The 22,185-nt window shown below is 72.5% G+C and carries 20 protein-coding genes, 4 pseudogenes and 1 riboswitch; of the genes and pseudogenes, 17 read left to right on the top strand and 7 right to left on the bottom strand.

Translation table 11 applies throughout. The features are described 5' to 3' along the window. Positions 1 to 204 precede the first annotated feature (204 nt). The 10 genes and pseudogenes from hpnC (at position 205) to D9753_RS05095 (ending at position 12,002) form a co-directional block, all read left to right on the top strand. Positions 205 to 1,101 carry a squalene synthase HpnC gene (hpnC, locus tag D9753_RS05135; protein WP_121785921.1) on the top strand — a complete coding sequence of 299 codons (897 nt, stop codon included), beginning with the start codon at positions 205 to 207 and terminating at the stop codon, positions 1,099 to 1,101. Then, positions 1,098 to 2,060 (top strand): presqualene diphosphate synthase HpnD, encoded by a 963-nt coding sequence (gene hpnD / locus D9753_RS05130; RefSeq protein ID WP_163010628.1) that lies wholly within the window; start codon positions 1,098 to 1,100, stop codon positions 2,058 to 2,060. The genes hpnC and hpnD overlap by 4 nt, the downstream gene beginning before the upstream one ends. Further along, positions 2,060 to 2,188 (top strand): DUF6380 family protein, encoded by a 129-nt coding sequence (locus tag D9753_RS39260; RefSeq protein ID WP_394346687.1) that lies wholly within the window; start codon positions 2,060 to 2,062, stop codon positions 2,186 to 2,188. Before hpnD ends, D9753_RS39260 begins: the two co-directional genes overlap by 1 nt. After that, on the top strand, positions 2,185 to 3,612 hold the full coding sequence (gene hpnE / locus D9753_RS05125; protein WP_121785920.1) for a hydroxysqualene dehydroxylase HpnE: 1,428 nt from the start codon (positions 2,185 to 2,187) through the stop codon (positions 3,610 to 3,612). The genes D9753_RS39260 and hpnE overlap by 4 nt, the downstream gene beginning before the upstream one ends. Next, on the top strand, positions 3,612 to 4,745 hold the full coding sequence (locus tag D9753_RS05120) for a polyprenyl synthetase family protein (protein ID WP_121785919.1): 1,134 nt from the start codon (positions 3,612 to 3,614) through the stop codon (positions 4,743 to 4,745). Before hpnE ends, D9753_RS05120 begins: the two co-directional genes overlap by 1 nt. Before the next feature lie 112 nt (positions 4,746 to 4,857). Beyond that, a pseudogene (gene shc, locus D9753_RS05115) lies at positions 4,858 to 6,891 on the top strand (squalene--hopene cyclase). A gap of 1 nt (position 6,892) precedes the next feature. Continuing rightward, positions 6,893 to 7,534, top strand: coding sequence for a phosphorylase family protein (locus D9753_RS05110; RefSeq protein ID WP_121785918.1), 642 nt, complete (start codon positions 6,893 to 6,895; stop codon positions 7,532 to 7,534). A gap of 5 nt (positions 7,535 to 7,539) precedes the next feature. Beyond that, complete coding sequence (gene hpnH / locus D9753_RS05105) at positions 7,540 to 8,562, top strand: adenosyl-hopene transferase HpnH (protein WP_121785917.1); 1,023 nt, start codon at positions 7,540 to 7,542, stop codon at positions 8,560 to 8,562. A 159-nt stretch (positions 8,563 to 8,721) separates the two neighbouring features. After that, entirely contained in the window at positions 8,722 to 10,620 is a 1,899-nt protein-coding gene (dxs, locus tag D9753_RS05100; protein WP_121785916.1) for a 1-deoxy-D-xylulose-5-phosphate synthase, read from the top strand. Continuing rightward, complete coding sequence (locus tag D9753_RS05095) at positions 10,617 to 12,002, top strand: aspartate aminotransferase family protein (RefSeq protein ID WP_121785915.1); 1,386 nt, start codon at positions 10,617 to 10,619, stop codon at positions 12,000 to 12,002. The genes dxs and D9753_RS05095 overlap by 4 nt, the downstream gene beginning before the upstream one ends. Positions 12,003 to 12,026: 24 nt before the next feature. Here D9753_RS05095 and D9753_RS05090 read toward each other — a convergent pair whose 3' ends face one another. After that, positions 12,027 to 12,314 (bottom strand): hypothetical protein, encoded by a 288-nt coding sequence (locus D9753_RS05090; RefSeq protein ID WP_121785914.1) that lies wholly within the window; start codon positions 12,312 to 12,314, stop codon positions 12,027 to 12,029. 228 nt (positions 12,315 to 12,542) lie between these two features. Here D9753_RS05090 and D9753_RS05085 point away from each other — a divergent pair, with 228 nt between their 5' ends. Both D9753_RS05085 and D9753_RS05080 read left to right on the top strand, forming a co-directional pair. Then, the gene (locus D9753_RS05085; RefSeq protein WP_121785913.1) at positions 12,543 to 13,166 is read left to right on the top strand and encodes a helix-turn-helix domain-containing protein; all 624 of its coding nucleotides are present in this window, start codon (positions 12,543 to 12,545) and stop codon (positions 13,164 to 13,166) included. After that, positions 13,163 to 13,285, top strand: coding sequence for a DUF6126 family protein (locus D9753_RS05080; RefSeq protein WP_121785912.1), 123 nt, complete (start codon positions 13,163 to 13,165; stop codon positions 13,283 to 13,285). Before D9753_RS05085 ends, D9753_RS05080 begins: the two co-directional genes overlap by 4 nt. Before the next feature lie 36 nt (positions 13,286 to 13,321). On the opposite strand, the gene D9753_RS05075 is transcribed toward D9753_RS05080, so the two are convergent. Next, positions 13,322 to 14,119, bottom strand: a complete 798-nt coding sequence (locus tag D9753_RS05075) for a tyrosine-protein phosphatase (protein WP_163010627.1) — start codon at positions 14,117 to 14,119, stop codon at positions 13,322 to 13,324. A gap of 169 nt (positions 14,120 to 14,288) precedes the next feature. Between D9753_RS05075 and D9753_RS37640 the strand changes: the two are divergent. The 3 genes and pseudogenes from D9753_RS37640 to D9753_RS05060 all read left to right on the top strand — a co-directional run. Beyond that, positions 14,289 to 14,592 (top strand): annotated as a pseudogene (locus D9753_RS37640) (alpha-galactosidase); the annotation flags it as partial. A gap of 323 nt (positions 14,593 to 14,915) precedes the next feature. Next, a riboswitch (cyclic di-AMP (ydaO/yuaA leader) is annotated at positions 14,916 to 15,073 on the top strand. Positions 15,074 to 15,076: 3 nt separating this feature from the next. Next, the gene (locus D9753_RS05065; protein WP_121785910.1) at positions 15,077 to 15,991 is read left to right on the top strand and encodes a M23 family metallopeptidase; all 915 of its coding nucleotides are present in this window, start codon (positions 15,077 to 15,079) and stop codon (positions 15,989 to 15,991) included. Between the two features lie 252 nt (positions 15,992 to 16,243). Beyond that, positions 16,244 to 17,029, top strand: a complete 786-nt coding sequence (locus D9753_RS05060) for an SGNH/GDSL hydrolase family protein (protein ID WP_121785909.1) — start codon at positions 16,244 to 16,246, stop codon at positions 17,027 to 17,029. A gap of 120 nt (positions 17,030 to 17,149) precedes the next feature. Here D9753_RS05060 and D9753_RS05055 read toward each other — a convergent pair whose 3' ends face one another. Together D9753_RS05055 and D9753_RS05050 are read right to left on the bottom strand one after the other, a co-directional pair. Continuing rightward, a complete protein-coding gene (locus tag D9753_RS05055; protein ID WP_121785908.1) occupies positions 17,150 to 17,770 on the bottom strand; it encodes a TetR/AcrR family transcriptional regulator in 621 nt (206 codons plus the stop codon). Positions 17,771 to 17,839: 69 nt separating this feature from the next. Then, positions 17,840 to 19,018, bottom strand: coding sequence for a glutamate dehydrogenase (locus D9753_RS05050; protein ID WP_121785907.1), 1,179 nt, complete (start codon positions 19,016 to 19,018; stop codon positions 17,840 to 17,842). Positions 19,019 to 19,234: 216 nt separating this feature from the next. On the opposite strand from D9753_RS05050, the gene D9753_RS05045 reads away from it, so the two are divergent. Next, a complete protein-coding gene (locus D9753_RS05045; protein ID WP_121785906.1) occupies positions 19,235 to 20,419 on the top strand; it encodes an MBL fold metallo-hydrolase in 1,185 nt (394 codons plus the stop codon). 41 nt (positions 20,420 to 20,460) lie between these two features. On the opposite strand, the gene D9753_RS37635 is transcribed toward D9753_RS05045, so the two are convergent. The 3 genes and pseudogenes from D9753_RS37635 to D9753_RS36390 form a co-directional block, all read right to left on the bottom strand. Further along, complete coding sequence (locus D9753_RS37635) at positions 20,461 to 20,700, bottom strand: hypothetical protein (protein ID WP_240468049.1); 240 nt, start codon at positions 20,698 to 20,700, stop codon at positions 20,461 to 20,463. A gap of 80 nt (positions 20,701 to 20,780) precedes the next feature. Beyond that, positions 20,781 to 21,260: pseudogene (locus D9753_RS39255) on the bottom strand (GMC oxidoreductase); the annotation flags it as partial. Continuing rightward, positions 21,194 to 21,379: a hypothetical protein gene (locus D9753_RS36390; protein ID WP_163010625.1), complete on the bottom strand. Its 186-nt coding sequence runs from the start codon at positions 21,377 to 21,379 to the stop codon at positions 21,194 to 21,196. The pseudogene D9753_RS39255 and the gene D9753_RS36390, both read right to left, overlap by 67 nt. A gap of 11 nt (positions 21,380 to 21,390) precedes the next feature. Here D9753_RS36390 and D9753_RS05035 point away from each other — a divergent pair. Continuing rightward, positions 21,391 to 21,992, top strand: a pseudogene (locus D9753_RS05035) (substrate-binding domain-containing protein); the annotation flags it as partial. Positions 21,993 to 22,185: the final 193 nt, after the last annotated feature.

Genomic DNA, 22,185 nt, shown 5'->3' with positions numbered 1-22,185 from the left:
GTAAGCTGTACCGGCGCCGGAACCCGGCAAGTGGGGCGATAACGCGCGACACCCGCCGTCAGGGCGCCTCGCGCGCGGACGGGCGGCGTGTCCGAAATAGTGGGTATTAGGTCGGCAGTGTAGAACGGGAGATGTGACGGCAATGGCTACGGAGACTCCCCTGCTCGACGCAGCATGTGCCGTCCCCGCCCCGGGCAGCGTGCGATGACGGCCACCGACCCGGCGCCGGACCTGGAACGCGCCACCCTGGACAAGGCCGCGAGCGAGAACTTCCCCGTGGCCCCCTTCTTCCTGCCCCGGGCGTGGCGCGAGGACCTCATGGCCGTCTACGGCTTCGCCCGTCTGGTGGACGACATCGGCGACGGCGACCTCGCCCCCGGCGGCGGCGACGCCCGTCTGCTCGGCGTGTCGCCGGACGCGGCCGAGGACCGGCCGGCCCTCCTCGACGCCTTCGAGACGGACCTGCGCCGCGTCTTCGACGGCACCCCGCGCCATCCGCTGCTGCGCCGCCTCCAGCCCACCGTCCGCCGCCACGCCCTCACCCCCGAACCGTTCCTCGCGCTGATCGCCGCCAACCGCCAGGACCAGCTCGTCACCCGCTACGAGACCTACGACGACCTCCTCGCCTACTGCGAACTGTCCGCCAACCCCGTCGGCCGCCTCGTCCTCGCCGTCACCGGCACCTCGACCCCCGAGCGGATCCGGCTCTCCGACGCGATCTGCACCGCCCTCCAGATCGTGGAGCACCTCCAGGACGTCGCCGAGGACCTCGGCCGCGACCGGATCTACCTGCCCGCGCAGGACATGAAGCGCTTCCACGTCCGGGAAACGGACCTCGCCGCGAGAACCGCGGGCGCATCGGTGCGCGCCCTGGTCGCGTACGAAGCACAACGCGCCCGCGATCTGCTGAATGAAGGCGCCCCCCTGGTGGGTAGCGTCCACGGCAGGCTGAAACTGCTGCTCGCAGGATTCGTGGCGGGGGGGAGGGCGGCGATCCGGGCGATCGCCGCCGCCGGATTCGACGTACTTCCCGGCCCGCCCGAGCCCGGCACGTTCCAGTTGCTGCGTGAGGCGGGCGTGATCCTGCGAGGAGAGGGGTGATCCGGACCGTGGATTCTCCGCCGCACGTCTCCGCACCGGTACTCGCCGCCTACAGCTACTGCGAGGCCGTCACCGGGCAGCAGGCCCGGAACTTCGCCTACGGCATCAGGCTGCTGCCGACGGCCAAACGCCGCGCCATGTCGGCGCTGTACGCGTTCTCCCGGCGCGTGGACGACATCGGCGACGGCGACCTGGCCCGCGAGGTCAGACCGGCCCGCCTCGAGGACACCCGGACGCTGCTCGCACGGGTCAGGGACGGCAAGGTCGAGGAGGACGACACCGATCCGGTGGCCGTCGCCCTCGCCCACGCGGCACAGGCCTTCCCGATCCCGCTCGGCGGCCTCGACGAGCTGATCGACGGCGTCCGGATGGACGTGCGCGGACAGACCTACGAGACCTGGGACGACCTGAAGGTCTACTGCCGGTGTGTCGCCGGTGCCATCGGCCGCCTCTCGCTCGGCGTGTTCGGCACCGAACCCGGGGCGCGCGGCGCCGAGCGTGCCCCCGAGTACGCCGACACCCTCGGGCTCGCGCTCCAGCTCACCAACATCCTCAGGGACGTCCGCGAGGACGCCGAGGACGGCCGTACCTATCTGCCCGCCGACGACCTCGCCAAGTTCGGCTGCTCGGACGGGTTCCAGGGGCCGACGCCACCGGACGGCTCCGACTTCGCGGGCCTCGTGCACTTCGAAGTGCGCCGCGCCCGCGCCCTGTTCGCCGAGGGCTACCGGCTGCTGCCCATGCTCGACCGGCGCAGCGGTGCCTGTGTGGCCGCGATGGCCGGCATCTACCGCCGGCTGCTGGACCGCATCGAGCGCGACCCGGAGGCCGTGCTGCGCGGCCGGGTCTCGCTGCCCGGGCACGAGAAGGCCTACGTCGCCGTGCGCGGCCTGTCCGGACTCGACACCCGGCACGTGACCCGCCATGTCTCCCGGCGGTCCGTCAGGAGGCGCGCCTGATGGACCTCCCCGGACCGGACGGCAGCGGCCGGGCAACCCCGCGCAGCGGCGTGGCGTCCCTCACTGCGACGGCCGGGCGTGCACCGTTCGACCAGCACGTCCGGCACGCACGGAAGGACGCACGATGAGCGATGGTTCACGCCCCGCACCGGCGCATGCCGCCACCCCGCAGCCGGCGGGGCGCAGCGCCGTCGTGGTCGGCGGCGGACTCGCCGGCATCACCGCGGCGCTCGCCCTCGCCGACGCCGGCGTCCGCGTCACCCTGCTCGAAGGCAGACCCCGGCTGGGCGGCCTCGCCTTCTCCTTCCGGCGCGGCGAGCTGACCGTCGACAACGGCCAGCACGTCTACCTGCGCTGCTGCACCGCCTACCGCTGGTTCCTCGACCGGATCGGGGGCGCGGCCCTCGCACCGCTCCAGGACCGCCTGGACGTGCCCGTCGTCGACGTCACCAAGCCCGCGGGCAGGCGGCTCGGCCGGCTGCGGCGCGACCCGCTGCCCGTCCCCCTCCACCTGGGGCGCAGCCTGGCCGCCTATCCGCACCTCTCGCTCGCCGAGCGCGCGGCCGTCGGGCGTGCCGCGCTCGCGCTGAAGGGACTCGACCTCGCCGATCCCGCCCTGGACACACAGGACTTCGGTAGCTGGCTGGCCGCCCACGGCCAGTCGGCACGCGCCGTCGAGGCTCTGTGGGACCTGGTCGGGGTCGCCACCCTCAACGCGGTCGCCGGCGACGTCTCGCTCGGGCTCGCCGCGATGGTGTTCAAGACCGGTCTGCTGTCCGACCCTGGCGCGGCCGACATCGGCTGGGCCCGCGTCCCGCTGGGCGAACTGCACGACCGGCTGGCCCGCAGGGCGCTCGACTCCGCGGGCGTGCGTACCCAGGTCCGTGCACGCGTCACCTCCCTCTCTCTCCACGCGAACGGGTCCTGGAGCGTTCAGCTCCCCGGCGAGACGCTGGAGACCGACGCCGTCGTCCTCGCCGTACCCCAGCGCGAGGCCCACGAACTGCTGCCGTCCGGCGCCCTCGACGCGCCGCAGCGGCTGCTGGAGATCGGCACCGCGCCGATCCTCAACGTCCACGTCGTCTACGACCGCCGGGTCCTGGCCGGACCGTTCTTCGCCGCGCTCGGCACCCCGGTGCAGTGGGTCTTCGACCGCACCGACGCCTCGGGACTGCGCACCGGCCAGTACCTCGCCCTGTCCCAGTCCGCCGCGCAGGACGAGATCGACACCCCGGTCGCCGAACTCCGCGAGCGCTACCTGCCCGAGCTGGCACGACTGATCCCGGGGGCGCGTACCGCCGTGGTGGAGGACTTCTTCGTGACCCGGGAGCGCACGGCCACGTTCGCCCCCACCCCCGGCGTCGGGCGGCTGCGGCCCGGCGCCCGCACCAAGGCCACCGGCCTGTACCTGGCCGGAGCGTGGACCGCCACCGGGTGGCCCGCGACCATGGAGAGTGCGGTCCGCAGTGGAGTGAGCGCGGCCGACGCCGCGCTCGGCGCCCTGGGCCGGCCCCGCCCCCGCCGCCTCTTCGGATTCGAGGAGGCGGCCTGATGCCCGATCAGCAGGCGGCGGGCCCCCGCACCCCCGGTACCGCAACAAGAGGAGAGACTGTGCCCACTGTGCCCCCGGCCTCGACGCCCGCTCCACGGGCCGCGGTGGACGTGACCGCGTTGCTGGAGCGCGGCCGGACCCTGGCCACACCGGTCCTGCGTGCGGCCGTCGACCGCCTGGCGCCTCCCATGGACACCGTCGCCGCCTACCACTTCGGCTGGATCGACGCCGCCGGCAACCCGGCCGACGGTGACGGCGGCAAGGCCGTCCGTCCCGCGCTCGCCGTTCTCTCCGCCGAGGTCACCGGCGCCGCACCCGAGGCGGGCATCCCGGGCGCGGTCGCCGTCGAACTGGTGCACAACTTCTCCCTGCTGCACGACGACCTGATGGACGGCGACGAGCAGCGCCGGCACCGGGACACCGTCTGGAAGGTGCACGGCCCCGCCCAGGCCATCCTGGTCGGCGACGCCCTGTTCGCCCTCGCCAACGAGGTCCTGCTGGAACTCGGCACCGTCGAGGCCGGCCGCGCCACCCGCCGGCTGACCACCGCCACCCGCGCCCTGATCGACGGTCAGGCCCAGGACATCTCCTACGAGCACCGCGACCGCGTCAGCGTCGAGGAGTGCCTGGAGATGGAGGGCAACAAGACCGGCGCCCTGCTCGCCTGCGCCTCCTCCATCGGCGCGGTCCTCGGCGGCGCCGACGACGCCACCGCCGACGCGCTGGAGCGCTACGGGTACCACCTGGGCCTGGCCTTCCAGGCCGTCGACGACCTCCTCGGCATCTGGGGCGACCCGGAGGCCACCGGCAAGCAGACGTGGAGCGACCTGCGCCAGCGCAAGAAGTCCCTGCCGGTGGTGGCCGCGCTCGCGGCCGGCGGCCCCGCCTCGGAGCAGCTCGGCGAGATCCTCGCCGCCGACGCCAAGAGCAGCGACTTCGAGAACTTCTCCGAGGAGGAGTTCGCGGCCCGCGCGGCCCTCATCGAGGAGGCCGGCGGCCGCGAGTGGACGGCGCGGGAGGCACGCCGTCAGCACACCATCGCCGTCGAGGCCCTCGACGCCGTCGACATGCCCGACCGGGTACGGGACTCCTTCACGGCGCTCGCCGACTTCGTCGTCGTACGGAAGAGATGACCGTCCTCGGCTCGACAGGCCTCGCGTAGTCGCCGGCCGGTGACGAGCTTTCGCACACCGGCCGACGGCGTTCCCACAGCAGCACGACTTCGCACTGCACGAAGGGGAAGCCATGACAGCGACGACCGACGGAAGCACCGGGGCGACCTTGCCGTCCCGCGCTGCCGCGGCCAGCGACACCACCTTCACCATCCCCGAGGCGGCCGGGGTACGGGAAGCCGCCGCACGCGCCGCGCAGCGCGCCACCGACTCCCTGCTCTCCCGGCAGGACGTCCAGGGCTGGTGGAAGGGCGACCTGGAGACGAACGTCACCATGGACGCCGAGGACCTGCTGCTGCGTCAGTTCCTGGACATCCTGGACGAGAGCACCACGCAGGCCGCCGCCAGGTTCATCCGCGGCGAGCAGCGGGACGACGGCACCTGGGCCACCTTCTACGGCGGGCCCGGTGACCTGTCCGCCACCGTCGAGGCCTACGTCGCCCTCCGGCTGGCCGGTGACGCGCCCGACGCCCCCCACATGGCGAAGGCGTCGGCCTGGGTCCGCGAGCGCGGCGGCATCGCCGCCGCCCGCGTGTTCACCCGGATCTGGCTCGCCCTGTTCGGCTGGTGGAGATGGGAGGACCTGCCCGAACTCCCGCCGGAACTCATCTGGTTCCCCACCTGGATGCCGCTCAACATCTACGACTTCGGCTGCTGGGCCCGGCAGACCATCGTGCCGCTCACCATCGTCTCGGCCAAGCGCCCGGTCCGCCCGGCGCCCTTCCCGCTGGACGAACTGTGCACACCGACCCCGCCCGCCCCGTTCCGCCCAAGCCCCGCGCCCCGCTGACCAGTTGGGACGGGGCCTTCCAGCGTCTGGACAAGGCGCTGCACCGGCTGCGCAAGGTCGCCCCGCGCCGGGTCCGCAAGGCGGCGATGGACTCGGCGGCCCGCTGGATCATCGAACGCCAGGAGAACGACGGCTGCTGGGGCGGCATCCAGCCCCCGGCCGTGTACTCGGTCATCGCCCTGTACCTGCTCGGGTACGACCTCCAGCACCCGGTGATGCGTGAGGGCCTCGCCTCCCTGGACCGTTTCGCCGTCTGGCGCGAGGACGGCGCCCGGATGATCGAGGCCTGCCAGTCCCCGGTGTGGGACACCTGCCTGGCCACCATCGCCCTCGTCGACGCCGGACTCCCGGTCGACCATCCCGCAACTGGTCAAGGCAGCCGACTGGATGCTCGGCGAGGAGATCGTCCGGCCCGGCGACTGGGCCGTCAAGCGCCCTCATCTCCCGCCGGGCGGCTGGGCGTTCGAGTTCCACAACGACAACTACCCGGACATCGACGACACCGCCGAGGTCGCGCTCGCGCTGCGCCGGGTCCGCCACCACGACCCCGAGCGCGTGGACCGGGCCATCGGCCGGGCCGTCCGCTGGAACCTGGGCATGCAGTCGAAGAACGGCGCCTGGGGCGCGTTCGACGCCGACAACACCAGTCCGTTCCCCAACCGGCTGCCGTTCTGCGACTTCGGCGAGGTCATCGACCCGCCGTCCGCGGACGTCACCGCGCACGTCGTGGAGATGCTCGCCGCCGAGGGCCTGGCCCACGATCCGCGCACCCGGCGCGGCATCGCCTGGCTGCTCGCCGAACAGGAGGCCGACGGCTCCTGGTTCGGCCGCTGGGGCGTCAACTACATCTACGGCACCGGGTCGGTGGTGCCCGCGCTCACCGCGGCCGGACTGCCCGGCTCGCACCCGGCGATCCGGCGGGCCGTGGTCTGGCTGGAGAGCGTCCAGAACGACGACGGGGGCTGGGGCGAGGACCTGCGCTCCTACAAGTACGTCAAGGAGTGGAGCGGCCGGGGCGCCTCCACCGCCTCCCAGACCGCGTGGGCGCTGATGGCCCTGCTCGCGGCGGGCGAGCGGGACTCCAAGGCCGTGGAGCGCGGCATCCGGTGGCTGACCGCCACCCAGCGGGCGGACGGCACCTGGGACGAGCCGTACTTCACCGGCACCGGCTTCCCCTGGGACTTCTCCATCAACTACCACCTCTACCGGCAGGTGTTCCCGCTCACCGCGCTCGGCCGGTACCTGCACGGGGACCCCTTCGAGCGGAAGCTGCTCGCCCGGGCCGGGAAACCGCTCACCGAGGCCAAGGGGGCCTGAGGTGAGAGCCGCGCCCGTCGCCGCCCCGCTGCTGATCGCCTGCGCGCTCGGCATCGAGCACCTCGCCCTGCGCACCGGCGACCGGAGCGGGGCGGACGGGCCGGTCACCGTCGTCCGCACGGGCATGGGCCCCCGCGCGGCGGAACGCTCCGTCACCCGGCACCTCGGCGGTCCGGCCCTGGCCGGCGCGGCCGTCCTGGCCACCGGCTTCTGCGCCGGACTCGCCCCCGGCATGCACCCCGGCGACCTCGTCGTCGCCGAGGAGACCCGGGACCCGCGCGGGACCGTCCCGTGCGCGGGCACCGCGGCGCTGGTGGAGGAACTCGTGCGCCGGCTGCCCGGACGCACGGTGCACACCGGTCCGCTCACCGGCTCCGACCACGTGGTCCGGGGACACGAGCGGTCCGACCTGCTCGCGACCGGCGCGATCGCGGTCGACATGGAGTCGGCGGCGACGCTCCTCGCGGCCGTCCGCGCGGGCCCGCGCCCAACTGCGGCCGTCCGGGTGGTCGTGGACGCTCCCGAACACGAACTCGTCCGGATCGGCACGGTGCGCGGTGGAATATCAGCTTTCCGTGTCCTCCGTTCCGTTCTTCCCGCTCTTTTCGAATGGCACCGTTCTTTGCCGCTCCCCCGGAGGTGAGCCAGATGGCCATGCCGTTGCGTCAGTCCATCAAGGTCGCTACATACCTGGCTGAACAGAAGCTACGCAAGCGGGACAAGTTCCCGCTCATTGTCGAGCTGGAACCGCTCTTCGCCTGCAATCTCAAGTGCGAGGGCTGCGGCAAGATCCAGCATCCGGCCGGTGTGCTCAAGCAGCGCATGCCGGTCGCGCAGGCGGTGGGCGCGGTGCTGGAGTCCGGCGCGCCGATGGTCTCCATCGCCGGCGGTGAACCGCTGATGCATCCCCAGATCGACGAGATCGTACGGCAGTTGGTGGCCAGGAAGAAGTATGTCTTCCTGTGCACCAACGCGATGCTGCTGCGCAAGAAGATCGACAATTTCACGCCGTCGCCCTACTTCGCCTTCGCGGTGCACATCGACGGGCTGCGCGAGCGGCACGACGAGTCGGTGGCGAAGGAGGGGGTGTTCGACGAGGCGGTGGAGGCCATCAAGGAGGCCAGACGGCGCGGCTTCCGGGTGACCACCAACTCGACCTTCTTCAACACCGACACCCCGCAGACGATCATCGAGGTGCTCAACTTCCTCAACGACGACCTCCAGGTCGACGAGATGATGATCTCGCCCGCCTACGCCTACGAGAAGGCACCGGACCAGGAGCACTTCCTCGGCGTCGAGCAGACCCGCGAGCTGTTCCGGAAGGCCTTCGCGGGCGGCAACCGCCGCAAGTGGCGGCTCAACCACTCCCCGCTCTTCCTGGACTTCCTGGAGGGCAAGGTCGACTTCCCGTGCACCGCGTGGGCGATCCCCAACTACTCGCTCTTCGGCTGGCAGCGCCCCTGCTACCTGATGAGCGACGGGTACGTGCCGACGTACCGGGAGCTGATCGAGAAGACCGACTGGGACAAGTACGGCCGCGGCAAGGACCCGCGCTGCGCCAACTGCATGGCGCACTGCGGGTACGAGCCCACGGCCGTCCTCGCCACCATGGGGTCCCTGAAGGAGTCGCTGCGGGCGATGCGCGAGACCGTCTCCGGCAACCGCGACTGACGCGACGACCGCCGTCCCCCGGGGACATCCCGGGGTGCCGGCCCGTCCGGTCGCACCGCACCGGCAGTCGCGGCGGACCCGGACCGGGCCGACGGCGGTCGGGGGCGGCGCGGCGGCACAAGTGGTTGAGGCAGGGCACGGACCGAGAGGGCGTCGAGCGTGACCATTCTGGAGAGCATCCGGGGACCACACGACCTGAAGGCGCTGTCCGAGGCGAGACTCGGCGAACTGACCGACGAGATACGCGAGTTCCTCGTGCACGCGGTGTCGAGGACCGGAGGTCACCTCGGACCCAATCTGGGCGTGGTGGAACTGTCCGTCGCGCTCCACCGGGTCTTCGACTCACCGGCCGACCGCATTCTGTGGGACACCGGCCACCAGAGCTACGTACACAAACTGCTGACGGGACGTCAGGACTTCTCGAAACTGCGCGGCAAGGGCGGCCTGTCCGGCTACCCCTCGCGTGCGGAGTCCGAGCACGACGTCATCGAGAACAGCCACGCCTCCACCGCGCTCGGGTGGGCCGACGGCCTCGCCAAGGCCCGCCAGGTACGCGGGGAGAAGGGCCATGTGGTCGCGGTCATCGGGGACGGCGCGCTGACCGGCGGCATGGCCTGGGAGGCGCTCAACAACATCGCCGCCGCCAGGAACCGGCCGCTGATCATCGTCGTCAACGACAACGAGCGGTCGTACGCCCCCACCATCGGCGGCCTCGCCCGCCACCTGGCCACCCTGCGCACCACCGACGGCTACGAGAAGGTCCTCGCCTGGGGCAAGGACGTGCTCCAGCGCACCCCGGTCGTCGGCAACACGCTCTACGAGTCCCTGCACGGCGCGAAGAAGGGCTTCAAGGACGCCTTCGCCCCGCAGGGCATGTTCGAGGACCTGGGCCTGAAGTACGTCGGCCCGGTCGACGGCCACGACATCGGCGCCGTCGAGTCCGCGCTGCGCCGGGCGAAACGCTTCCACGGGCCGGTCCTGGTCCACTGCCTCACCGAGAAGGGCCGCGGCTACGAGCCCGCCCTGGCGCATGAGGAGGACCACTTCCACACCGTCGGCGTGATGGACCCGCTGACGTGCGCACCGCTCGTGCCCTCCCGGGGGCCTTCCTGGACCTCGGTGTTCGGTGACGAGATCGTACGGATCGGGGAGGAGCGGGAGGACGTCGTCGCCGTCACGGCGGCCATGCTGCACCCGGTGGGCCTCGGTGAGTTCGCCGAACGCTTCCCCGACCGGGTGTGGGACGTGGGAATCGCCGAGCAGCACGCGGCCGTCTCCGCGGCCGGTCTCGCGACCGGCGGCCTGCACCCGGTCGTCGCCGTCTACGCCACCTTCCTCAACCGCGCCTTCGACCAGCTACTGATGGACGTCGCCCTGCACCGCTGCGGGGTCACCTTCGTCCTGGACCGGGCCGGCGTCACCGGTGTGGACGGCGCCTCCCACAACGGGATGTGGGACATGTCCGTCCTCCAGGTCGTCCCGGGGCTGCGGATCGCCGCCCCGCGCGACCCCGACCAGCTTCGCGCACAGCTACGCGAGGCGGTCGCCGTGGACGACGCGCCGACTCTGGTCCGCTTCCCGAAGGAGTCCGCCGGCCCGCCCGTCCCGGCCCTTGACCGGGTCGGCGGCATGGACGTCCTGCACCGCGCCGCACACCCCGACGTGCTGCTCGTCGCCGTCGGCGTGATGGCCCCGGTGTGTCTCCAGGCCGCCGAGCTGCTCGAAGCCCGCGGCCTCGGCTGCACGGTGGTGGACCCGCGGTGGGTCAAGCCCGTCGACCCAGCCCTGCCCGGCCTCGCCGCCGGACACCGGACGGTCGCCGTGGTCGAGGACAACAGCCGTGCCGCGGGCGTCGGTTCGGCCGTGGCCCTGGCCCTCGGTGACGCCGACGTCGATGTGCCGGTGCGGCGGTTCGGTATCCCGGAACAGTTCCTCGCACACGCCAGACGTGACGAGGTGCTGGCCGACATCGGTCTCACGCCCGTCGAGATCGCCGGCCGGATCAGCGCCGCCCTGGCTGTCAAGGACGCCGGCGGCACAGCCAAGGAGAGTCAATGACCACCGAGTTCGACCTCGGCGCCCTGCTCGCCCAGCGCGGAGCCGAACGCTACGAGCTGCACGCGAAGCACCTCAACCCGCAGCTCCCGCGCATGCTGCACACCATCGGCTTCGACAAGGTCTACGAGCGGGCGGAGGGTGCCCACTTCTACGACGACGAGGGCAACGACTACCTGGACATGCTCGCCGGGTTCGGTGTGATGGGGCTCGGCCGTCACCACCCGGTCGTCCGCAGGGCGCTGCACGACGTCCTGGACATGGACCTCGCCGACCTCACCCGCTTCGACTGCCAGCCGCTGCCCGGCCTGCTCGCCGAGCGGCTGCTGGCCCACAGCCCGCACCTGGACCGGGTGTTCTTCGGCAACAGCGGCACCGAGGCGGTCGAGACGGCGTTGAAGTTCGCCCGGTACGCCACCGGACGGCCCCGCATCCTCTACTGCGACCACGCCTTCCACGGCCTGACCACCGGGTCGCTCTCGGTCAACGGCGAGAACGGCTTCCGGGACGGCTTCGACCCGCTGCTGCCCGACACGGCCGTACCCCTCGGTGATCTGGACGCGCTCGCCCGGGAGTTGAGCAAGGGCGACGTGGCCGGCCTGATCGTCGAGCCGATCCAGGGCAAGGGCGTGCACCCGACCCCGCCCGGCTATCTGCGCGCCGCTCAGGGGCTGCTGCGCCGGTACCGGGCGCTGCTCATCGTCGACGAGGTGCAGACCGGGCTCGGCCGCACCGGCGACTTCTACGCCTACCAGCACGAGGACGGCGTCGAACCCGACCTGGTGTGCGTGGCCAAGGCGCTGTCCGGCGGCTACGTCCCGGTCGGCGCCACCCTCGGCAAGGAGTGGATCTTCAGGAAGGTCTACTCGTCCATGGACCGGGTCCTGGTCCACTCGGCCAGCTTCGGCTCCAACGCCCAGGCGATGGCGGCCGGCCTGGCCGTGCTGTCGGTGATGGAGAACGAACAGATCGTCGCCGGGGTGCGCAGGACGGGGGAGCTGCTGAAGTCCCGGCTGACCGCGCTCATCGACCGGTACGAGCTGCTCGCCGACGTCCGCGGCCGGGGCCTGATGATCGGCATCGAGTTCGGCCGGCCGTCCTCGCTGGCGCTGCGCAGCCGCTGGACCGTGCTCCAGGCGGCACGCAAGGGGCTGTTCGCCCAGATGGTCGTCGTCCCGCTGCTGCAACGGCACCGGATCCTCACCCAGGTCTCCGGCGACCACCTGGAGGTGATCAAGCTCATCCCGCCGCTGATCGTCGACGAGGCCGACGTGGACCGGTTCGTGGACGCCTTCACCGCCGTCATGGACGACGCGCACAACGGGAGCGGCCTGCTGTGGGACTTCGGCAAGACCCTGATCAAGCAGGCGGTGGCGAACCGCTGACCACGAGGCCGCCGGCCGGCCGGTTCAGCCGGACAGCGCCATGAGGAGGACGAAGAGGTAGAGGAAACCGACCGCACCCAGGGCGGTGCCCGTCACGGCGGTCCAGAGCCGGCCGACGCCCTGCCGGGCTTGGTGGACGCCCATCAGGCCGAACGTGACGGCGAGTCCCCCGGCGATGGGCATCACCGGCAGCAGGGCGAACGTCAGGGTCGGCCACACGCCCGCGGCGGCCACGGTCCCCAGGACGAGTGCGGTGGGGCCGAGGCCGACGGCGGGTGCGTCGGCCCGGCCGGGCGTGGTGCTCGCGGACATGGTATCCCCTGTTTTTTGAACTTGTTCAAATTCAGGGCTCGATCGTAACAGGGCGCGGCGGAGGGAGGCGTGTGGGGACGGGGTGTCGGGGGACGGGGGTCGGAAACAGGCGGGGCTGCCGGGCGGGGCGGCCCCGCGGCCGGAACCGGGCGAGGCTCCACGGCGGGGAGTTATTGCCTCTGAGGCAATAAAATTGCCGCACGGGCAAAAAGCGGGCTCAATGGAGGCATGAACGCCTCAGACGTCCCGCCGCCGACGGGACCGGGTGACGACCTGCCCGCCGTCGCGCCCCAGCTCCGCGCCCTGCGCCGGCGTGCGGGGCTGACGCTGGAGGCCGCGGCGCGTGCCGCCGGACTCTCGCCGGCCCACCTGTCCCGCCTGGAGACCGGGCACCGCCAGCCCTCGCTGCCGATGCTCCTCGCGCTCGCCCGTATCTACGGTACGACCGTCTCCGAGCTGCTCGGCGAGACGGTCGCCGACCGGGACGCGATCGTGCGGGCCGCCGACATGGAGCCCACGCGGGCGGGCGGATGGACGTACACGCAGGCCGGAGCCTCCGGCCGCGGCATGCAGGCCCTGCGGGTGCGCGTGCCCCACGGCTCGCAGGGCGACATCGTGCGCGTCCATCCCGGGGAGGAGTGGCTGTACGTCCTGAGGGGGCGGCTGCGGCTGCGGCTCGGCGACACGGCGCATCTGCTAGCCCCCGGCGACAGCGCCCACTTCGACTCCCTCACCCCGCACCGCCTCGCCGCCGAGGACCAGGACGGCGTCGAGCTGCTGTTCGTCCACACCCTGTTGCAGAGTCCCACGGCCACGCTGTGCCTGGGGCCGCTGACCGGAGAGCTGCCATGAGCGACTTCGAGACGAAGTTCCCCCGATCCCTGTGGATCCGGCTGATCATCTACATCGCCCTCGGGCATGTCCTGGCCGCGTTCCTGTACCTGCTGTTCACGGTGGGCGCCAAGTCGTGAGCCGCCGGGCGCCCACCGCCGGGCCGGTGTTACCGGTCAGTCCAGCAGGCGCTCGCGGAGCCGTTCCCGGGTCCCGGGGGAGAGGTCCAGGCCCTGGCGCAGGTAGGTGTCGACGTCCCCCCAGGTCTCCTCGATGCTCTCGAACGCCGCTTCCAGGTACTCGGCGCGGGCGTCGAAGAGCGGGTCGAGCAGCTCCATGACCTCGGGCGTGTACGCGGAGTCCGCGCTGCCGCTGCGACGGACCTTGTAGCGGCGGTGCGTGGCGTTGGACTCCAGGTAGTCCGCGACGACGGCGTCCCGCTCCACCCCCAGGGCGAGGAGTGTCACCGCTATGGAGATGCCCGCGCGGTCCTTGCCGGCCGCACAGTGCATCAACGCGGGCACGCTGTCGTCGGCGAGCGCGTGCAGTACCCGGGAGTGCTCGGCGGTGCGCTCCCTGACGATCTTCCGGTAGGAGGCGATCATCCGGGCCGCTCCCTTGCCGTCGTCCAGGATCGCGCGGAGCTGGTCGAGGTCGCCGTCCCGGACCATCGTCCAGAACTCGGCGCCGTCCGCCGGGTCGCTCAGCGGCAGGTTCACGTTCCGCACGCCGGGCAGCTCGACGTCGGGGCCCTCCAGCCGCTGGTCCGCCGTGTTGCGGAAGTCGAACACCGTGTGCAGGCCCAGGGAGGCGAGGAACGCCGCGTCGTCCTCGGTCGCGTGCGCCAGATGCCCGCTGCGGAACAGCACGCCGTAGCGCACCCGCCGTCCGTCCGTGGTGGGCAGCCCGCCCACGTCACGGAAATTGCGCACTCCGGCCAGCTCCGGCTCGGTCGACGGGACCTGCTGCGTCACGGGGGCTCCTCCCGGTCGGCCCCGCCGGCGCGGCTCACCGGCGGGCACTCCGACGACCATACGACATCGATTTCCCCAGGCGACCAGTTGTCCACAGGCATGGTCACGCCGTCCGGCGCCCTCGATGATGTCGGTGTCTGAGCGGGACCGTGACATCTGTGAGGTCTCGATGGCGGACATCGCCGAAGACGGTCGTACGTGGCTCCTGTCGGGCCCCCGCAGCAGTTACGCCCCGCACCTCACCGACGCCGGCGAACTGCTCCGTCTGCACTGGGGCCGCGGATCGTCCCCGCCGACGCCGAAGCCCTCGCGGTCGACCCGCTGTCCGTCCACCGGCCCTTCGAGTCCCCGCTCGACGGCCGGGAGGAGCATCCCGTCGAGGCGGCCCCCGCTCCGTCCGCCCCGCCCTGTCCGTGCGCACCGACGAGCGGCGCGGCACCGAGTGGCGTTCCGTGGCGTACGACACTTCCGGCCGCGTCGCGTCTGAGTCGTGTGCCCGAATTGCGACTCTGTGCACAACTCGCAGCGGAAGGGGTGGATATGGGAAGGCCTCGCGTGATCAGCGTCATATCCGTGACCGTGCGTCGCGTGGCATGTCCACGTAATAGCGCTAAGGGCGGGGGAATTTCGAGGGACGGGGGAGAGGGAAATGCACGCAGGGTGACGATGAGTTCCCGTATCCCGTCACCCGAAACACGAACAGCGGGAACCAGGTGCTTGTTTCCTCACGTCCCGCTCGCTTACGTTCACCACCAATCCGGACGGAACGCCGAATCCTGCCGCCGCCCGGAGCCCCACACTTGACCCGCGTCCGGCAGGAGCGGGGGACCCACCAGGTACGACTGCCTGTCCCGGTCTCCGCGACAGGCTATGGGGTGCAGCCGTGCAGCACACGGCCGGGCAGCTCCAGCCCGAACCCGACAGCTGACCTCGCAGGCGCCGGAGAGGAACCGAGTTATGCCCGCCAAGGGTAAGCACCGACGCCCCAAGCCCCAGCGTTTCTCCCGTTCCCTCGCCGCCGCCGGAACCGGCGGTGCCGCACTGGCCCTCCCGCTGATCGGGGCCACCGGCGCACACGCCGCGCAGGCCGCGGCCCCCGAGCATGCCGTGTCCGGCAAGACCGTGCAGTCCCTCCCGGACACGGCGGACAAGACCGCCGCGCGGTCCGGCCCGGAGCTGCGCACCTACACGGTCCGCAGCGGTGACTACCTCTCGAAGATCGCCGGCGAGCAGCGTGTCAGCGGCGGCTGGCAGCGGCTCTACGACGACAACCGGCAGGCCGTCGGCGCCGATCCGTCGCTGATCCACCCGGGCCTGAAGCTCAGCCTCGGCGGAAAGGCCGCGCAGACCCGCACCGAGTCCGCGACCCCGCGGCACGCCCCGGCAGCCCCGAACTCCACCCGGTCCGCCCCGGCCAGGCAGTCCGCCCCGGCCTCCGAATCCGCCTCCACGCCCACCTCCGCCGGTTACACCCTCCCGGTGGCCGGCGCGGTCACCGGCACCGGCTACCGCGTGGCCGGCGGCATGTGGTCCAGCGGCTACCACACCGGAGTCGACTTCGTCGTCCCGACCGGCACGCCCCTGAAGGCCGTCGCCGCGGGCACCGTCGTCTCCGCCGGCTGGGGCGGCGCGTACGGCAACCAGGTCGTCATCCGGCTGAACGACGGCTACTACGCCCAGTACGGCCACCTCTCGCACCTCTCCGTCTCGGCCGGCCAGAGCGTCACCCCGGGCCAGCCGATAGGCCTGTCCGGCGCCACCGGCAACGTGACCGGCCCGCACCTGCACTTCGAGATCCGCACCACGCCGGCCTACGGCTCCGACATCGACCCGGTCGGCTACCTCCGCCGGCACGGCCTCGCCGTGGGCTGACACCGCGCCCCTCCCGCACCACCCGCCCGACACGCCGCCGAAGGCCGGACCCCGATCCAGGGGCCCGGCCTTCGACGTTCCGGTTGCGGGGCGTTCAACGCACCTGACGGCGGCCCTATTCCGTGGTTGGCGGATTCTTTAGGAGTGGCTCATCTCACCGTTCGTCAACCCCCGCTTACGGTCGCGTAGGTCACATCCGAAGGTGAATCATGGTCCGACGTGGAAGACGATTCGAAGAATGACAACAGATCAGTGATCGGGTCGTACGTGGCGGTGGGGGACAGCTTCACCGAGGGCGTCGGCGACCCCGGCCCCGACGGAGCGTTCGTGGGCTGGGCCGACCGGTTCGCGGTACTGCTCGCCGACCGGCGTCCCGAGGGCGACTTCCAGTACACCAATCTCGCCGTGCGCGGCAAACTGCTGGACCAGGTCATGGCGGTCCAGCTCCCCAGGGCCGTCGAACTGGCCCCGGACCTGGTCTCCTTCTGCGCGGGCGGCAACGACATCATCCGCCCGGGCACCGACCCGGACGAGGTGGCCGAGCGCTTCGAACGCGCCGTGGCCCGGCTGACCGAGGCCGTCGGCACGGTGCTGGTGACGACCGGTTTCGACACCCGCGGCGTGCCCGTGCTCAAGCACCTGCGCGGCAAGATAGCCACGTACAACGGACACGTCCGCGCCATCGCCGACCGGTACGGCTGCCCCGTGCTCGACCTGTGGTCCCTCAGGTCCGTGCAGGACCGCAGGGCCTGGGACCGCGACCGGCTGCACCTCTCGCCCGAGGGGCACACGCGCGTGGCGCTGCGGGCCGGGCAGGTCCTCGGCCTGGACGTCCCGGCCGACCCAGAGCAGCCGTGGCCGCCGCTGCCGCCCCGGGGCACCCTGGACATCCGCCGCGACGACGTGCACTGGGCCCGCGAGCACCTCGTCCCCTGGATCGGGCGCCGGCTGCGCGGCGAGTCCTCCGGCGACCACGTGATCGCCAAGGGGCTGCTGTCGCCGGACGACATCAGGATGCGGATCGCGACCGTGGCCTGACCCCACGGCCGACCGTGCCCCGTACCGCCCGCCCGGCACACGCGGGGCGGGCGGTACGCGGCATGGCGCAGGGTCCGGCCTCGCCGCCCGTGCGGTGCGGACCGCCTCGGGTGGGTGCGCTCAGCGTTCGCGGCCGGCCAGCGCCTGGCGGTCCAGGCCGAGTTCGCGGGCGAGGGCGTCGTCCACCCACTCCTGGGCCCGGCCCCGCGGCACCCCGCCCGGGTAGGACGTCAGCTGCACGGCCAGACCGTCCAGCAGCGCGGTCAGCCGCAGCGCCGCACCGGCCGGGTCCGCGCACGCGAACTCACCGGCGGCGACACCCTCGGCGATGACCGCCGTGATGGCCGCCTTCCACTGCTTGTCCAGTTCCCGGGTGACATCGCGCAGGGCGGGCTCGCGCAGGGCCACCGCCCAGCCCTCGATCCAGAGCCGCCAGCCCTTGGCCTGCCCGGTCGGCGCGTACCAGCGCACCGCCGCCCGCAGCCGGCGCAGCGCGGACGTCCGGCGCCCCAGCAGCCCGCGCAGATGCGCGAGATCGTCCGCCGCCGCGTAGGTGAAGGCGGCGGCGACCAGCTTCTCCTTCGTCGAGAAGTGGTACAGCACCAGCGCGTTGCTCACGCCGAGGGTCGCGGCCACGTCGGCGATCCTGACCGCCGCCACGCCCCGCGCCTCGATCTGCTCGATGGCGGCCCGCAGCAGTTCCTCCCGCCGCTCCGCCACGCTCAACCGCACTCTCGCCACGCGGTCACCCTAGCCGTTGTCACCCGGGCCCCGAAGCCGTCGGACGTCCCCCGCCCTTCCCCGGGCTCGTCACCGGTACCAGCCGAAACGCTCCGCGATCAGCGGCAGCCGGTCGGCCGCCAGGGCGTGCGCGGCCACGCGCGGGCTCGTCCGGTCGGCCGACGCGCGGTCGAGCGTCAGGCCGACCAGGGCGCGCATCGAGCGGCGGATGTACGCGAACGCCTCCTCGGCGTCGGCACCGATGTCGCCGAACAGCGTCCACCACCACCAGGCGTTGGTCCCGGAGTTGACGACCACGTCCGGCAGCACCGTCACCCCGCGCGCGGCGAGCAGCTCCTCCGCCTCCGGCACGACCGGCATGTTGGCGGCCTCGACGATCCAACGGGCGCCGATCTCCCCCTGGTTCAGGCTGTCGATCGCGTACGACACGGCCGCCGGCACCAACACCTCCGCCTCCGTGGACAGCCACGCGTCGCCGGGCAGTTCGAGGTCGTCCGGGCGCAGCACCCGCCGGTCCACGGTGCCGTGGCCGTCCCGTGCGGCCAGCAGAGCCTCGACGTCGAGCCCCGCCGGATTGGCGATCGTGCCCTTGATGTCGGCGACGGCCACCACCGTCAGGCCCGCGCGCACGAGGAAGCGGGCGGTGGCCCCGCCCATCGTGCCGAGACCCTGCACGGCGACCCGGGTCCCCGCGTACGGCACGGCCGCCCGGTCCAGGGCGGCGAGCACCGACTCGGCGACCCCGCAGCCGCCGGCCAGCTCGTCCAGGCCGATGCCGTCGACCTCGACCGCGAAGGCGTCCGCGAGCCGCCCGCGGGCCGCCGCCTCGTCGTCCAGCAGCGGATACACCGCCTGGACGGAGGAGACCAGCCCCACCTCGGCCGCCGCGCGGTCCACCGTCTCCTGGCTGAGGCCGAGGTCCTCGCCGGTGGTCCAGAGGGTCTCGATGTACGGCCGTACGGCGCGCAGGTACCGTACGAGGAGGCCGTACGCCGCCGGGTCCCGCGGGTCGCAGTCGATGCCGCCCTTCGCGCCGCCGAGCGGGATGTAGCGGCTCCCGGGGCGGTAGTGCAGGGCCTCCTTCATCGTCATGCCGCGCGCGAGTCCCGTCACCTCCTCCAGCGTGCAGCCGGGCCGCATGCGCAGCCCGCCGCTGGCCACACCCCGCACCAGCCGGTCCACGACCAGGAAGGCCCGGCGGCCGGTGACGTGGTCGGTCCAGACGAGCGACATCCAAGGGGCGGTCACGGGGTCTCCAGGGGGCCGGGGCGCAGCTCCGAGGGTGCCGGCCGGACGGTGCGACAGTGCTTGTTACTGAATGGTGGGTCAGTATTCGGAGCCGGTCCGACAACTGTCAACGTACCGGGCGGGATCCTGCCTGCGACAGGTGGCGACCCGGCACGTCGGGAGTGTCGGCGGGGCCGACCATAATGGAGGGCCTCACCCACTCCACCGGGAGGTACCGTGACCGGTTTGCGTTCCCCGAACTCCGGGATCCGCGCGCTGCGGCCCGCGGCCTTCGGCGCGGACCCGGGCGGAGAGCGCATGGCACGCATCCGCCGCTCGCCCCACTTCAAGGACGGTGTCTTCCAGAACCCGGGCGGCCCCGCACACACCCGGCCCTCCGGCTCCACGCTCGATGTCGCCAAGGTGTTCCTCGACAAGGACACCCGGCCCCTGCGCGCCCCCAGGGGCACCGTCCCGGTGCACCCCATGACCTACGCCGACCTGGCCCGGCCGCCCGCCACCGGCCTCCGGCTCACCTGGGTGGGCCACTCCAGCGTGCTCGCGGAGATCGACGGCCACCGGGTCCTGTTCGACCCCGTCTGGGGCGAGCGCTGCTCCCCGTTCCCCTTCGCCGGGCCCAAGCGGCTGCACCCGGTGCCGCTGCCGCTGGCCGCGCTGGGACCGGTCGACGTCGTCGTCATCTCCCACGACCACTACGACCACCTGGACATGCCCACGATCAAGGCGCTGGCCGGCACCGACACCCTGTTCGCCGTGCCGCTGGGCGTCGGCGCCCACCTCGAACACTGGGGCGTCTCCCCGGACCGGCTGCGCGAACTGGACTGGCACGAGTCCACCCGGGTCGGCGGCCTCACCCTCACCGCCACCCCGGCCCGCCACTTCTGCGGCCGTGGCCTGCGCAACACCCAGCACACCCTCTGGGCGTCCTGGGTCGTCGCCGGCGAGGAGCACCGGATCTACCACAGCGGTGACACCGGCTACTTCGACGGCTTCAAGGACATCGGTGCCGGGCACGGCCCGTTCGACGCCACGATGATCCAGATCGGGGCGTACAGCGAGTTCTGGCCCGACATCCACATGACTCCCGAGGAGGGTCTGCGCGCCCACCTCGACCTCCAGGGCGGGGTGCCGCACGGCGCGCTCCTGCCGATCCACTGGGGCACCTTCAACCTGGCCCCGCACCCCTGGGCCGAGCCGGGGGAGTGGACGCTGGCCGCGGCCGAGGCGGTCGGACAGGCGGTCGCCCTCCCTGTTCCGGGCCGGCCGTTCGAGCCCGCCGGGGTCCTCCCCACACGTCCCTGGTGGCGGGACGTGTCCTCGCCGCTGAACCGCACGTGGCCCGTTCCGGAGACCACTCCGGTCGCGCCTCGTGAAGACCTCGACTTCGTCAGCGAGGGCTGACCGCGGACGGACCCGGGCAAGCAGGGGTGCGTCGGCTCCTGTCAGGGCAGTGGGGCGCCGCGTGCGGCGACCCACAACTCGTACCCTTGCGCCGGGCGAGGTCCGCGACGAGCCGGTTCACCCCAGTCGAAGGCCGTGATGCCGGCGGCCAGAGCCGATTCGATCGCGGTCTCGGCGTGCTGGACGTCCTCGCGTGTGTACGGCTCGGTGTCCCAGCCGCCGCCGAGTCCCATGCAGCCGTGGACCAGCTTGTGCGCGCGTATGTCGGTCTCTGCCGCCATGGCGGTCTCCGTGGTGAGTGCGGGTGGGGGCGGGGCGGTCGGGCGCGAAGGATGTCGGCGAGCATCTCGGCGACGGCCAGGACCGGCAGTTGCGTGTTGGCGGCGGGCACGGTCGGCAGGACGGAGGCGTCGGCGACGCGCAGGCCTGCCACCCCATGGACGGCGCCCTGTCCGTCGGTGACGGACCGCAGGTCCTCGGCCGGGCCCATGGCGCAGGTCCCCACCGGATGCCAGTAGGTGCCCACCCGGCCGCGCAGGTCGGTGTCGGACAGCTCCTGGACCGGGGTGCCGTCCGAGGGGTCCGCCAGCGGCTTCATGGCCGCGGCGAGTTCCCGTACCTTCTCCGGCCACGCCCGGACGACGGGGTGTCGCGGCCGGCGGGATCCGTCAGGAAGGCGGGGTCGATCTCGGGAGGCTCCAGGGGATCGGCCGAGCGGAGCCGGACGTGGCCGCGGGAGACCGGCTTCATCAGGAACGCGGAGATACCGGCCTCCTACCGGCCGGGCGGCAGCGAGCCGAACAGCGGCGGGCCGGCCGTGGGCAGCAGATGCAGATCCCAGGCCCCGTCCGGGCAGTACTCGCTGGCCGCCCGGATCAGCATGCGGCTGACGTACAGTTCCCCGGCCGACTCCTTGGCCGCCAGCCCCCTGTTCAGGCCGTCCGTGGGCACCAGGGGCACGAAGACACCCGGTTATGGACGGCTTCTCGGCGGAGGTGCAGGCTCCGTTCAGCTCGCCCGACGACCGTGCGGCGATGACGCTGGCGGTGGCCCACCTGGTCTCCCTGGGCCACACCCGCATCGGCCTGGCCGTGGGCCCCAAGCGGTTCGTCCCCGTGCAGCGCAAGATCAAGGGCTTCGTACGGGCGCTGGAGGACCAGCTCAACCTGACACCGGACGCGATCGAGCCGAAGCTGATCCAGCACTCCCTCTACTCCCTGGAGGGCGGCCAGGCCGCCGCGGCGGCCCTCATCGAGCGGGACTGCACGGCGGTGGTCTGTGCCAGCGACATGATGGCGCTCGGAGCGGTACGGGCGGCCCGGCAGCGCGGCCTGGGGTTCCGCGGGACTTCTCCGTCGTCGGCTTCGACGACTCGCCCCTGATCGCCTTCACCGACCCGCCCCTGACCACGATCCGCAAGCCGGTGCCCGCGATGGGCCAGGCCGCGGTGCGCGCGCTGCTGGAGGAGGTGGGCGGGACGCCCGCGCCGCACAGCGAGTTCGTGTTCATGCCGGAGCTGGTGGTCCGCGGCTCCACGGCATCGGCCCCCAGGAGACGACACCTCGCCGGCTGAACCAGGCCCTGTTGAACGGCCGGTCCCGCATGTCGATCAAAGGCCAGAACGTCACACTCGGTGATTGTCGGCGAGGGTGGAGGGCGCCCTCGGGGGGCGTGGGGAGCGTGCGCGGGGCGCGCCGAGAGTCAGGTGTCCGCCGGACGGCGACCAGGATCCGCCCCTCGGCCCCCTCCAGCACCCCTTCCCTTTC

Origin of the sequence: Streptomyces dangxiongensis, from assembly GCF_003675325.1 — a bacterium.
In the GTDB taxonomy this organism is placed as follows: domain Bacteria; phylum Actinomycetota; class Actinomycetes; order Streptomycetales; family Streptomycetaceae; genus Streptomyces; species Streptomyces dangxiongensis.
The sequence above is the reverse complement of the archived record's forward strand: the minus strand, read 5'-3'. Positions and strand labels throughout refer to the sequence as shown.

Bases quoted from the DNA above. Each gene is read 5' to 3' on its own strand.
- D9753_RS05095 (WP_121785915.1), top strand. From the start codon at position 10,617: ATGACCACCGAGTTCGACCTCGGCGCCCTGCTCGCCCAGCGCGGAGCC.
- D9753_RS37635 (WP_240468049.1), bottom strand. From the start codon at position 20,700: ATGGCGGCAGAGACCGACATACGCGCGCACAAGCTGGTCCACGGCTGC.
- hpnC (WP_121785921.1), top strand. From the start codon at position 205: ATGACGGCCACCGACCCGGCGCCGGACCTGGAACGCGCCACCCTGGAC.
- hpnH (WP_121785917.1), top strand. From the start codon at position 7,540: ATGGCCATGCCGTTGCGTCAGTCCATCAAGGTCGCTACATACCTGGCT.
- D9753_RS05090 (WP_121785914.1), bottom strand. From the start codon at position 12,314: ATGTCCGCGAGCACCACGCCCGGCCGGGCCGACGCACCCGCCGTCGGC.
- D9753_RS05065 (WP_121785910.1), top strand. From the start codon at position 15,077: ATGCCCGCCAAGGGTAAGCACCGACGCCCCAAGCCCCAGCGTTTCTCC.
- D9753_RS05080 (WP_121785912.1), top strand. From the start codon at position 13,163: ATGAGCGACTTCGAGACGAAGTTCCCCCGATCCCTGTGGATCCGGCTG.
- D9753_RS05120 (WP_121785919.1), top strand. From the start codon at position 3,612: ATGCCCGATCAGCAGGCGGCGGGCCCCCGCACCCCCGGTACCGCAACA.
- D9753_RS39260 (WP_394346687.1), top strand. From the start codon at position 2,060: ATGGACCTCCCCGGACCGGACGGCAGCGGCCGGGCAACCCCGCGCAGC.
- D9753_RS05085 (WP_121785913.1), top strand. From the start codon at position 12,543: ATGAACGCCTCAGACGTCCCGCCGCCGACGGGACCGGGTGACGACCTG.
- hpnE (WP_121785920.1), top strand. From the start codon at position 2,185: ATGAGCGATGGTTCACGCCCCGCACCGGCGCATGCCGCCACCCCGCAG.